General features: G+C 64.7%; 1 protein-coding gene and 1 pseudogene. Both read left to right on the forward strand.

Annotated features, from left to right (window positions below):
• Nucleotides 1-249: pseudogene (locus tag E0F99_RS25175) on the forward strand (magnesium chelatase); the annotation flags it as partial.
• A gap of 216 nt (nt 250-465) precedes the next feature.
• The coding region (locus tag E0F99_RS25180) for a non-ribosomal peptide synthetase (RefSeq protein WP_130908985.1) at nt 466-13,294 on the forward strand (12,829 nt) is incomplete at its 3' end.

Here is a 13,294-nt window from a genome sequence, read left to right on the forward strand (position 1 = left end):
GGCACGCCGTTGCTGGCGGCCTTGGCCGAAGCCGGGCAGTGGCTGCACGCGCGGCGCCAGCGTTACCCCGCCGAGCAGCAGCGTTTGCTGGTGATTACCGATGGGCGGCTCAAGGCTATCGACGGCCTGCCGCTGCTCGATTGCCCGGGTGTGCTGGTGGATATCGAGCGCGGGCCGATCACTCTCGGCCGGGCCAAACAGCTGGCGCTGCAATTGCACCTGGACTATCGGCATATCGACGCCGTGTAACTGCAATAAAAGTGAACGCTGCTTGATTCCCGCTTGTCCCCGCTTCCCATGTCACCCCCCGCCTGCCAAATCCCTTAATTTTCCAAGCCTGCCGGAAGCCTCTCCAGGCCCCCGGCTGCGCCCGTAGTTTTTTTAAGGCGCCCAGCACACCCGATCCAAACGGCAGCTGAAAACGGACTTTCTCCTCCACCGTGACTTATCAGGCAGGTTACCCCCATGCAGTTCAGCGAATTATTGGCAGCGATTTCCACCCACGCGATCCGTCTGCAACTGGAAGAGGGCGACTTGATCATCCTGGGCGACGACGAAGCGCTGGATGACACGCTGTGGGATCAACTGATCACTCACAAACCCCGCCTGCTTGAGTGGGTGGCCGAGCACGGCGGCGACTGGCTGAGCCCGGCCTACCGGATCACCCCGGACATGCTGCCATTGGTCAACCTCGATCAACCGGCCATCGACCGCATTGTCGCCGCCATCCCCGGCGGCGCGGCGAATGTGCAGGATATCTACCCGCTGGCACCGCTGCAGGAAGGCATGCTTTACCACCATCTAGCGGCGCAGCAGGGCGACCCCTACGTGCTGCAAGCTCAGGTTGTATTCGACAGCCGTGCGCGTCTCCACGCCTTCGCGCAAGCGCTGCAATGGGTGATCGACCGCCACGATATCCTGCGTACGTCCATGGTCTGGGAGCGCCTCGACGAGCCGTTGCAAGTGGTGTGGCGCAAGGCAACCCTGGCGTGCGAAGAAGCGCACTTGCACGGCGACGACGTCCTGGCCCAGTTGCTGGCGCGCTACGACGCCCGTGCCTACCGCATGGACCTGGGCCAGGCGCCGCTGTTGCGCCTGGTGTTTGCCGACGACCCGGCCAACCAGCGCGTGGTGGCGATGCTGCTGTTCCATCACACCATCCTCGACCACACCGCCCTTGATGGGGTGCGTCATGAAATCCAGCTGTACCTGGCCGGCGAGCAAGCCCTGGCTGGTGAGCCAGTTGCGTTTCGCAGCTACATCGCCCAGGTCCGCCATGGCGTCAGTGAGCAGGCGCATGAGGCGTTCTTTCGCGAGATGCTGGCAGATATCGATGAGCCTACCTTGCCGTTCGGTTTGCAGGATGTGCAGGGCGATGGCCAGGGCATCGACGAAGCGCGCGTCCCGGTCGACAGCGCACTCAGCCGCCGTCTGCGTAGCCTGGCGCGCCCACTGGGCGTGAGCGTAGCGAGCATGATGCACCTGGCCCTGGCGCGCGTGTTGGGCGTGGTGTCGGGGCGTGAGTCGGTGGTGTTCGGCACGGTGATGCTTGGCCGCATGGGTGCAGGCGAGGGCGGTGAGCGGGCCTTGGGCATGTTCATCAACACCTTGCCGCTGCGCGTGGATGTGGGCGAACAGGGCGTGCGCGCCGGGGTCAAGGCCACCCATGAGCGCCTGACCACCTTGCTCAATCACGAACATGCCTCGCTGGCACTGGCTCAGCGTTGCAGTGGTGTGGCCGCTCCCACGCCGCTGTTCAGCGCCATGCTCAACTACCGCCACAGCGCCGCGACCGACATGGCCGCCGTGATCGACGTGGCCGAAGGCATCCAGGTGCTGGGCGCCGACGAGCGCACCAACTACCCGCTGACTGTCAACGTGGATGACCTGGGCGAAGACTTTGCACTGACGGTAATGGTCGACGCGAGCATCGGCGCGCAGCGCGTTGCCGGCTACTTGCATACCGCGTTGCAAAGCCTGGCCGAGGCGCTGGAGCAGCGACCGGATCAGCCGCTCTGCGGCCTGAACATCCTGCCCGACGCCGAGCGTCACCATCTGCTGCACAGCCTCAACCAAAGCCCCGCGCATGACTGCGACACCGCCCTGATCCACCGGCAAGTCGAAACCCACGCCGCTGCCCAGCCCGAAGCCATCGCCTTGCGCTTTGAACACCTGCGCCTCACTTACCGCCAACTCAACGAACGCGCCAACCAGGTCGCCCACCGCCTGCTGGCCCAGGGCGTACGACCGGATGACCGCGTGGCCATTTGCGTCGCGCGTGGCCCGCAGATGATCATCGGCTTGCTGGGTATCCTCAAGGCTGGCGCCGGTTATGTGCCGATTGACCCGGCTTACCCGCTGGAACGCATTGCCTACACCCTGGCCGACAGCGAACCGCTGGCCGTTCTGGTGCAAGCCAACACCCGCCACTTGGTCGGCGCGTTGGCGCAGATCGACCTCAACAGCCTGCGCGGCGAGTCCATTGTCAACCCGCGCATCAGTCTCAGCCCGGCCAGCCTGGCCTACGTGATCTACACCTCCGGCTCCACCGGCTTGCCCAAAGGCGTGATGATCGAACACCGCCAGGTGGCGCGACTGTTCACCGCCACCCAGCACTGGTTCGGCTTCAATCACAACGATGTGTGGGCGCTGTTCCACTCTTTCGCCTTCGACTTCTCGGTGTGGGAAATCTGGGGCGCGTTGATGCACGGCGGGCAATTGCTGATCGTGCCGCAACTGGTCAGCCGTTCGCCGGATGAGTGCTACGCGCTGATCTGCGAAGCCGGTGTGAGCATTCTCAACCAGACGCCCAGCGCGTTCCGCCAATTGATCGCGGCCCAAAGCACCCAGTCGCATTCCCTGCGCCAGGTGATCTTTGGCGGCGAAGCCCTTGAGCCCGGCATGCTCAAACCCTGGTACGCCCGCGCCGTTAACGCCGGTACGCAGCTGGTCAACATGTACGGCATCACCGAAACCACCGTACACGTGACCTATCGCGCGCTGGAGGCGGCGGACGCCCAACTGGTTGGCGTCAGCCCGATTGGGGTGCGCATTCCCGACCTGCAACTCTACGTGCTCGATGAGCGTCGCGAGCCACTGCCGCTGGGCGTGGTCGGCGAACTGTACGTCGGCGGTGCGGGTGTGGCGCGCGGTTATCTCAACCGTGAGGCACTCAACGCCGAACGCTTTCTGGCCGACCCGGCCACCGGCTTGCGCATGTATAAGACCGGTGACCTCGGCCGCCTATTGGCCGATGGCAGCGTCGAGTACCTGGGGCGTAACGACGACCAGGTGAAGCTGCGCGGTTTCCGTATTGAACTGGGTGAAATCCAAGCGCGCCTGGCCACCGCCGACGGCGTGCGCGACGCGGTGGTGATCGCCCGTGAAGACCTGCCGGGTGACAAGCGCCTGGTGGCCTACGTGATCGCCGAGCGCGAGCTTGATGCCGCCGAACTGCGCGATCACCTGCTGCTCAGCCTGGCCGAATACATGGTGCCCAGCGCCTTTGTGCGGCTGGATAAATTCCCGCTGACCACCAACGGCAAACTCGACCGCAAGGCCTTGCCCGCACCGGACGCCGAGGCGCTGGCTCGGCGTGATTACACGGCCCCGCAAGGTCCAGTGGAAACCGCCATCGCGGCTATCTGGCAGGCACTGTTGAAACTCGACAAGGTCGGCCGTGACGAGAACTTTTTCGAGCTCGGCGGCCACTCGCTGCTGGCGGTCAAGCTGATCGAACGCATGCGTCAGGTGGACTTGAGCTGTGATGTGCGCGTGCTGTTCGGCCAACCCACACTGGCTGCACTTGCCGCAGCGGTGGGCGGGCAGCAGGAGGTGCAGGTTCCGGCCAACCTGATCAATGAGACGAGCGAGCACATCACGCCGGACATGCTGCCGCTGGTGGAACTGGACCAAGGCGCTATCGACCACATCCTCAAGACGGTGCCCGGCGGCCTCGCCAATGTGCAGGACATCTACGGCTTGGCGCCCTTGCAGGCCGGCATTCTTTACCACCACTTGGCAACCACCGAGGGTGACCCCTACGTGTTGCAAGTGCAGTTGAACTTCGCCGACCAAACGGCGGTGGACGCGTTTATCCGCGCGCTGCACAGCGTGATCGAACGTAATGACATCCTGCGCACCGGTATTTTCTGGGAAGGCCTGGATGAGCCGGTGCAAGTGGTGTTGCGTCAGGCGCCCTTGGCGGTTGAACGCATCAATGTGCAGGGCGCTGACGCCCTGGCGACGCTGCAACAACGCTTCGATCCGCGCCACTACCGCCTCGACCTGTCTCGCGCCTCGTTGATGCATTTTGGCTACGCCCAACAGCCGGGCGGTTACGTCGGCATTTTGCTGCTGCACCACATCCTGCTCGACCACACTGCCTTGCAAGTGCTGGTCGAAGAGATGAGTGCCAGCCTGGCCGGTAACAGCGCGCACCTGCCGGACGCGGTGCAGTACCGCAACTACGTGGCCCAGGCGCGCCTGGGCGTCACGCAGGCGCAACACGAAGCGTTCTTCAGTGAGATGCTCGGCGATATCGACGAGCCAACATTGGCGTTCGGTTTGCAGGACGTCAATGGCGACGGCAGCGGTATCGTTGAGGCGCATATACCGCTGGAACCGGCGCTCAGTCACGGCCTGCGCGAACAGGCACGGCAACTCGGTGTCAGTACCGCCAGCCTGGTACACCTGGCCTGGGCCCAGGTGTTGGCGCAGGTTTCCGGCCAGCAGGACGTGGTGTTTGGCACGGTGTTGCTGGGCCGTATGCAGGGCGGCGAAGGCGCCGACCGGGCGCTGGGGATGTTCATCAACACCTTGCCGCTGCGGGTCAGCCTCGGCGCCGTCAGCGTGCAAGCCGGCGTGCGCGCCACCCACGCGCGCCTGGCGCAGTTGCTCGGGCATGAACATGCCTCGCTGTCACTGGCCCAGCGTTGCAGTGGCGTGCCGGGGTCGTTGCCGTTGTTCAGCACCTTGCTCAACTACCGTCACAGCGCGCCGGGTGAAGCACCGGGAGACAGCCCGTTTGCCGCCTCCGGCATCGAGATTCTCAGTTCAGAAGAACGCAGCAACTACCCGCTGGTGCTCAACGTCGATGACCTGGGCACAGGTTTTTCGCTGACCGTGCAAGGCGTGGCCACCTTGGATGTACAACGCGTGGGCGACTACATGCTCACCGCCTTGCACCATCTGATGACCGCGCTGCAACAAGCACCGACCACACCGTTACAGGCGGTGTCGATTCTGCCGGCTGCCGAACACCAGCAACTGCTGGTGGCATTCAACGCCACCGCCCGCGACTATCCCTCGCAGCTCACCGTGCAGCAACTGTTTGAAGCCCAGGCGCTGGCGCGCCCCGAAGCAGTGGCGGCGGTGCATGGCGCGTTGTCCTTGAGCTATCGCGACCTCAACCGCCGTGCCAATCGCCTGGCCCATCACCTGATCAATCAGGGCGTGCAGCCGGGGGAAAGCGTGGCGATTGCACTGCCACGTGGCCTCGACTTGCTGGTGTGCCAACTGGCGATTCTCAAGTGCGCAGCGGTGTATGTGCCGCTGGACGTCAACGCCCCCGTCGAACGTCAGGCCTTCATCGTGCAGGACAGCGGCGCGCATCGTGTGCTCAATACCTTGTCCGACCTGAACCTTGAGGCGCAGTCGCCGCGCAACCCTGACCTGGTCCAGACCTCGGAAAGCGTGGCGTACATCATGTACACCTCCGGTTCCACCGGCACTCCTAAGGGCGTGCAAGTGCCGCATCGCGCGGTCTCGCGCTTGGTGCTGAACAACGGCTACGCCGATTTCAACGCGCGTGACCGCGTGGCATTTGCCTCCAACCCGGCGTTTGATGCCAGCACCCTCGACGTGTGGGCGCCGTTGCTCAATGGCGGTTGCGTAGTGGTGGTCGAGCATGCGGTGCTGCTGTCCCAGGCGGCGTTTGCTTCGCTATTGCAGGAGCAAGCCGTCAGCGTGTTGTGGATGACCGCGGGCCTGTTCCATCAATACGCCGATGCGTTGCTGCCGGTGTTCCGCCAGTTGCGCTACCTGATCGTCGGCGGCGATGTGCTCGACCCGCAGGTGATCGGCCGCGTGCTCAAACACGGCAAACCCCAGCATCTGTTGAACGGCTACGGGCCGACCGAGGCCACCACGTTCTCCACCACCTTTGAAATCACCACGCTGGGCGAGGGCGGCATTCCGATTGGCCGGCCCATTGCGAATGCCCAGGCCTACGTGCTGGATGCGCGCCAGCAACCGTTGCCGTTGGGTGTGGTCGGTGAGCTGTATATCGGCGGTGCCGGCGTGGCCAAGGGTTACTTGAACCAGCCGCAATTGACCGCTGAAAAGTTTATCCCGAACCCCTTCGGCGACGGCCTGCTGTACCGCAGCGGCGACCTGGCCAGTTGGCAGGCCGACGGCACCTTGCTGTACCAGGGGCGCAATGACCTGCAAGTGAAGATTCGTGGTTTTCGCATTGAGCCCGGTGAAATCGAAACCTGCCTGGCCGCCTTCCCTGGCGTGAAAGACGCCGTGGTGCTGGCCCGCGAAGACCAGCCGGGTGACAAGCGCCTGGTGGCGTACTACACCGCCCAGGCACCGTTGGACATCCAAGCACTGCGCGCTCATCTGCAAGGCCAATTGCCCGACTACATGGTGCCGTCGGCCTACGTGTGGCTGGCGCTGCTGCCACTGACCGCCAACGGCAAACTCGACCGCAAGGGCTTGCCCGTGCCGGATCAGAGCGCGCTGCTCAGTCGCGGTTACGAAGCACCGGAAGGCGAGTTGGAAACCCTGCTGGCGCAGATCTGGCAGGACGTGCTCAAGCTCGAACGCGTCGGGCGTCATGATCATTTCTTTGAATTGGGCGGGCACTCGCTGCTCGCGGTGAGCCTGATTGAGCGCATGCGCCAGGTCGGCCTGAGCTGTGACGTGCGCGCGCTGTTCAGCCAGCCAAGCCTGGCAGCTTTAGCGGCGGCGGTGGGCAGCGGGCGTGAAGTCGTGGTGCCGGCCAATGGCATTCCCATGGGCTGCACGCACATCACGCCGCCGATGCTGACCCTGGTGCAGCTCGACCAGAGCGCTATCGAGCGTATCGTCGCCCCGGTGCCGGGCGGCGCCGCCAATGTGCAGGATATCTACCCGCTGGCGCCGTTGCAGGAAGGTATTCTTTATCACCATATCAGCGCCGAGCAGGGCGACCCGTACCTGCTGCAATCGCGCATGGCGTTCGACAGCCTTGAGCGTTTGCACGCGTTCATGGGCGCGCTGCAACAGGTCGTGGCCCGTCACGACATCCTGCGTACCGGCGTGGTCTGGGAAGGTTTGGACAGCCCGGTGCAAGTGGTTTGGCGTGACGCACCGCGGGTGGTGCAGGAAGTCGCCTTGAACCCGTCCGAGGGCGACATCATCGAGCAATTGCACGCGCGTTTCGACGCACGGCGCTACCGGCTGGACATCACCCAGGCGCCGCTGCTGCGCATGGTCTACGCCCAGGACCCGGTGAATAACCGAGTCGCGGCGATTCTGTTGTTCCATCACTTGGCACTCGACCATACCGCCATGGAAGTGGTTGGCCAGGAGATGCGCGCGTTCCTGTTCAATCAGGCCGAAGCGTTGCCCGAAGCCGCACCGTTTCGCAATTACGTAGCCCAGGCCCGCCTGGGTGTCAGCGTGGCCGAGCATGAGCAGTTCTTTCGCGAGATGCTCGCTGATATCGATGAGCCGACCTTGCCGTTTGGCGTGCAGGACGTGCAGGGCGATGGCGGCGCTATCGAAGAAGCCGAGCAGCCCCTGGACGCGGCACTGGCGGTGCGTGTGCGTGAACAGGCGCGGGTGTTGGGCGTCAGCGCCGCCAGCCTGATGCACCTGGCCTGGGCGCAGGTGCTGGGGCTGGTGTCCGGGCGTGACGACGTGGTGTTCGGCACCGTGTTTATGGGCCGCATGCAGGCCGGCGAGGGCGCTGACCGTGCGTTGGGCATGTTCATCAACACCTTGCCGCTGCGCGTCGACGTGGCCGCCGGCGCCGCCGTGGCGGTCAAGGCCACCCATGCGCGTTTGAGTGCATTGCTCGGTCACGAGCATGCGTCGCTGGCGCTTGCCCAGCGTTGCAGCGGCGTACCAACGGCCGTGCCGTTGTTCAGCGCCTTGCTCAATTTTCGCCACAGCAACCCTGACGAAATGGCCCGCGACGGCCAGGGCATCTGGGAAGGTGTGCAACTGCTGGGCGGTGAGGAACGCAGCAACTACCCGCTGACCCTAAGCGTCGATGACTTCGGTGCAGGCTTTGGCCTGAGTGTGCTGGCGCTGCCGCAGATCGGCGCCCAGCGCCTGTGTGGCTACATGCACAACGCCGTGGAGCAACTGGTCGTGGCCTTGGAAAGTTCGGCGAAAACCGCGCTCAACCAACTGCCTGTTCTGCCCTTGGCAGAGCGTGAAACCCTGCTGCGCGAATTCAACGCGACCGCCGCCGACTTCCCCACCGGGCATACCGTGCATGGCGCCTTCGAAGCTCAGGTCGACCGCCAGCCCCATGCGATTGCCGTGCAACAAGATGGCGAATCGCTGACCTATCAGCACCTCAATCAGCGCGCCAACCAGTTGGCCCATCACCTGCTGGCACTCGGCGTGCAGCCGGATGATCGCGTGGCGATCTGCTGCCGTCGCGGCCCGCAGATGTTGGTGGGCTTGCTGGGCATTCTCAAAGCCGGCGCCGGTTATGTGCCCATTGACCCGGCTTACCCCGCCGAGCGTATCGCCTACTTACTGCAGGACAGCGCTCCGGTAGCGGTAGTGGCCGAGGCCAGCACCCGCGACCTGTTGGGCGCGCATGCCGCTGTCGACCTGTTCGACGAGCGCTTGCAACACCACGCCGTCAGCAACCCGCAGTTGGCTACCCTGACCCCGGCACACCTGGCCTACGTGATCTACACCTCCGGCTCCACCGGGCAGCCCAAAGGCGTGATGGTGGAACACCGCACGGTGGAAAACCTGATGCACTGGCACTGTGAGGCCTTCGGCCTGGATGCCCGCAGCCACACCAGCAGCGTCGCCGGGTTTGGTTTCGACGCGATGGCCTGGGAAGTCTGGCCGGCACTCTGCGCAGGCGCGACCCTGCACCTGCCGCCCGCGCACGTGGGCAATGAAAACATCGACGAATTGCTCGCCTGGTGGCTGACGCAGCCGCTGGACGTGAGCTTTCTGCCCACGCCCGTGGCCGAGTACGCTTTCAGCCAGAACCTGCACCACCCGACCTTGCGCATCCTGTTGATCGGCGGTGATCGCCTGCGTCAGTTCACCCAGGAGCGACGCTTTGCGGTGGTCAACAACTACGGGCCTACCGAGGCCACCGTGGTCGCCACCTCTGGCCGCGTGCGCGCCGGGGCGGCGCTGCATATCGGTCGGCCTATCGCAAATGCCAGCGTCTACGTGCTGGATGCGCAACTGCGCCCAGTGCCGGTGGGCGTCACCGGTGAGCTGTATGTGGGCGGCAGCGGTGTGGCGCGGGGTTATTTGAACCGCGAGGATTTGACCGCCGAACGCTTCCTGCACGACCCATTCAACCGCGGGCGCATGTACCGCACCGGCGACCTGGCGCGCTGGTTGCCCGACGGCAACATCGAATACCTGGGGCGCAACGACGACCAGGTCAAAGTGCGCGGCGTGCGCGTTGAACTCGGTGAAATAGAAAGTCGGCTGGCGGCATTGGACGGCATCGGCGAAGCCGTGGTGCTGGTGTGCGAGGGCCGTCTGGTCGCCTGGTTCACCGAACACTACCCGCTGGCGCTTGAAACCCTGCGCGCGCAGCTGCAAGCGCAGCTCCCTGAGGCGCTGGTGCCGGTGGCCTACGTCAAACTCGACACGTTGCCGCTGACCGCCAACGGCAAGCTCGACCGCAAGGCGCTGCCGCCACCTGATCAAGCCGCATTGCTGAGCCGCGAGTATGAGGCGCCGCAAGGTGAGGTGCAAACCACTCTGGCGCGGATCTGGGCCGAGGTGTTGCAGGTGGAGCAAGTCGGCCGCCACGACCACTTCTTCGAACTCGGTGGCCATTCGTTGCTGGCCGTCAGCCTGATCGAACGCATGCGCCAGGTCGGCCTCAGCGCCGACGTGCGTGTGTTGTTCAGCCAGCCAACCCTCGCAGCGTTGGCCGCCGCCGTGGGCAGTGGTCGCGAAGTGCAAGTGCCCGCCAACCGCATTGCCGCTGACTGCCAGCGCATCACCCCGGATATGTTGCCGTTGGTGGAGCTCGACCCAGCAACCCTCGACGAGGTCGTCAGCCGCGTACCCGGCGGCGCCGCCAATGTGCAGGACATCTACCCGCTGGCGCCGTTGCAGGAAGGCATTCTCTACCACTACATCAGCGCCGAGCAGGGCGACCCGTACCTGCTGCAATCGCACCTGGCCTTCGACAGCATCGAGCGCCTGAACGCCTTCGCCCAGGCGCTGCAACAGGTCATCAACCGCCATGACATCTTGCGCACCGGTGTGGTCTGGGAAGGCCTGGCGCAACCGCTGCAAGTGGTGTGGCGCCAGGCTCAATTGCCGCTTGAAGAGCTGCACCTGCAAGGTGATGTGCTGGCCGGCCTGCATGCGCGTTTCGATGCGCGACGCTATCGCCTGGATATCAGTCAGGCGCCGTTGATCTGCCTGAAATACGCCCAAGACCCGGCCAATCAGCGTGTGGTGGTGGTGTTGCTCTATCACCATATCGCCCTCGACCACACCGCCTTCGACGTGGTGCTGCACGAAATGCAGGGCCACTTGCTCGGCCACGCAGCGCCAACAGCGGCGCCGATGCCGTACCGCAACTACGTGGCCCAGGCGCGTCTTGGCGTAAGCGAGCAGGAACATGAAGCGTTCTTTCGCGAGATGCTCGGGGATGTTGATGAGCCGACCTTGCCGTTCGGCCTGCAGGATGTGCGCGGCGACGGCAGTGCCATCGAAGAGCACCGCCTGCGCCTGGACAGTGACCTCAACCGCCGCCTGCGCGCCCAGGCGCGCTTGCTCGGCGTGAGCACGGCGAGCCTGTTTCACCTGGCCTGGGGCCAAGTGCTGGCGGCTACGTCGGGGCGCCACAGCGTGGTGTTCGGCACCGTGTTGGTCGGCCGCATGCAAGGCGGCGAGGGCGCCGACCGTGCGCTCGGCGTGTTCATCAATACCTTGCCGCTGCGCCTGGACATCGACGCGCAAGGCGCTCGTGCTGCCGTACGTGCCACCCATGCGCGGCTGACCGCGTTGCTCGGGCATGAACACGCGTCCTTGGCGCTGGCCCAGCGTTGCAGCGGCGTGGCGGCACCGGCGCCGCTGTTCAGCTCAATGCTCAACTACCGCCATCGCGGCGGCGCAACGCGATCGGCCGAGGCGCAGCAGGCCTGGGAAGGCATGCAGACGCTGGCCAATGACGGGCGCACCAACTACCCGCTGACCTTGAACGTGGATGACCTGGGCGACGGTTACGACGTCACCGCACTGGCGCAATTCGACGCGCAACGGGTGTGCGGTTATATGCAGATTGCCTTGGCCGGGCTTGTCGACGCCTTGGAGCAGGCGCCGCATCAGGCGCTCAACTGTCTGCCGATCCTGGGTGCCGAGGAACGGCAAAAACTGCTGGTGGCGTTCAACGCCACCGACGTCAACTACAACCTCGAGCAAACCCTGCACGGCCTGTTCGAAGCCCAGGTCGAACGCACGCCGCAGGCCGTGGCGGTCAAGGCCACTGACCAACAGCTGACCTACAACGAGCTGAATGGGCGCGCCAACCGACTGGCGCATCACCTGCGTGAACGTGGGGTTCAGCCGGATTCGCGGGTGGGCATCTGCGTCGAACGTGGCCTGGACATGGTCGTCGGCCTGTTCGCCATCCTCAAGGCCGGCGGCGGCTATGTGCCGCTGGACCCGACGTATCCACGCGAGCGTCTGGCCTACATGCTGCAAGACAGCGCGCCGGTGGTGGTGCTGGCGCAAGGCGCCACGCGTGAATTACTCGGTGACGTGGCGGTGATTGATCTGGATCGCAACACCTGGCAGCACCAAAGCGCTGGCAATCCTCACGTGCCAGCCCTTACCGCTCAGCACCAGGCCTACGTGATCTACACCTCGGGTTCAACCGGCCAGCCCAAAGGCGTGATCAACGAACACGCCGGGGTGGTCAACCGCCTGCTGTGGATGCAGGACGCCTACGGCCTGAAAGCCCATGACGCGGTGCTGCAGAAAACCCCGTTCAGCTTCGACGTGTCGGTGTGGGAGTTCTTCTGGCCACTGTTTACCGGTGCCCGCCTGGTGATGGCGCGCCCGGGCGGCCACAAAGAGCCTGAGTACCTGTGCGACGTGATCGAGGCTGAGCAGATCACCACACTGCACTTCGTGCCGTCGATGCTCGATGTGTTCCTGGCCCACGGCGATGTCAGCCAAGCGGCCGGGCTGGTACGCGTGATGTGCAGCGGCGAAGCCTTGCCGGGCAACCTGGTGCGGCGCTTCAAACAACAATTGCCGGGGATCGGCCTGTACAACCTGTACGGCCCGACCGAAGCGGCGGTGGACGTGACCGCCTGGAATTGCGCGCGCCCCGACGTACCGGACAACACGCCGATCGGCAAGCCGATTGCCAACACGCGCATGTACCTGCTGGATGCGCAGTTGCAGCCGGTACCGTTGGGCGTGGTCGGCGAGCTGTTTATAGGCGGGGTGCAAGTGGCGCGTGGCTACTTGAATCGCCCTGAACTGACCGCCGAACGCTTCCTCAAAGACCCCTTCACCAAAGGGCGCATGTACCGCACTGGCGACGTTGGCCGCTACTTGCCCGACGGCAATATCGAGTACCTGGGCCGCAACGATGATCAGGTCAAGATCCGTGGCCTGCGCATCGAACTGGGCGAAATCCAGGCGCGGCTGCTGGAGCATCCACAGGTCAACGAGGCGGTGGTGGTCGCCCGCGAAGCTCGGCTGGTCGCGTACTACACCGGCATACCCAGCGATATCGAACGGCTGCGCGTGCATCTGCTGCAGCACCTGCCGGACTTCATGGTGCCCGCGCTGTTCATGCACCTCGATGCGCTGCCGTTGAGCCCCAACGGCAAGCTCGACCGCAAGGCCTTGCCTGCGCCGGGTATGGACGCGCTGATGGTGCGCGAGTACGTGGCGCCTGAGGGCGACACCGAAATTCTGCTGGCCCAGCTATGGGCCGATCTGCTCAACGTGGCGCGGGTCGGGCGCCATGACAACTTCTTTGAACTGGGTGGCCACTCGCTGCTCGCCGTGAGCTTGATCGGACGCCTGCGCCAGGAAGGCCTGGAGGCCG

Origin of the sequence: Pseudomonas antarctica, from assembly GCF_900624995.1 — a bacterium.
GTDB lineage: Bacteria > Pseudomonadota > Gammaproteobacteria > Pseudomonadales > Pseudomonadaceae > Aquipseudomonas > Aquipseudomonas antarctica.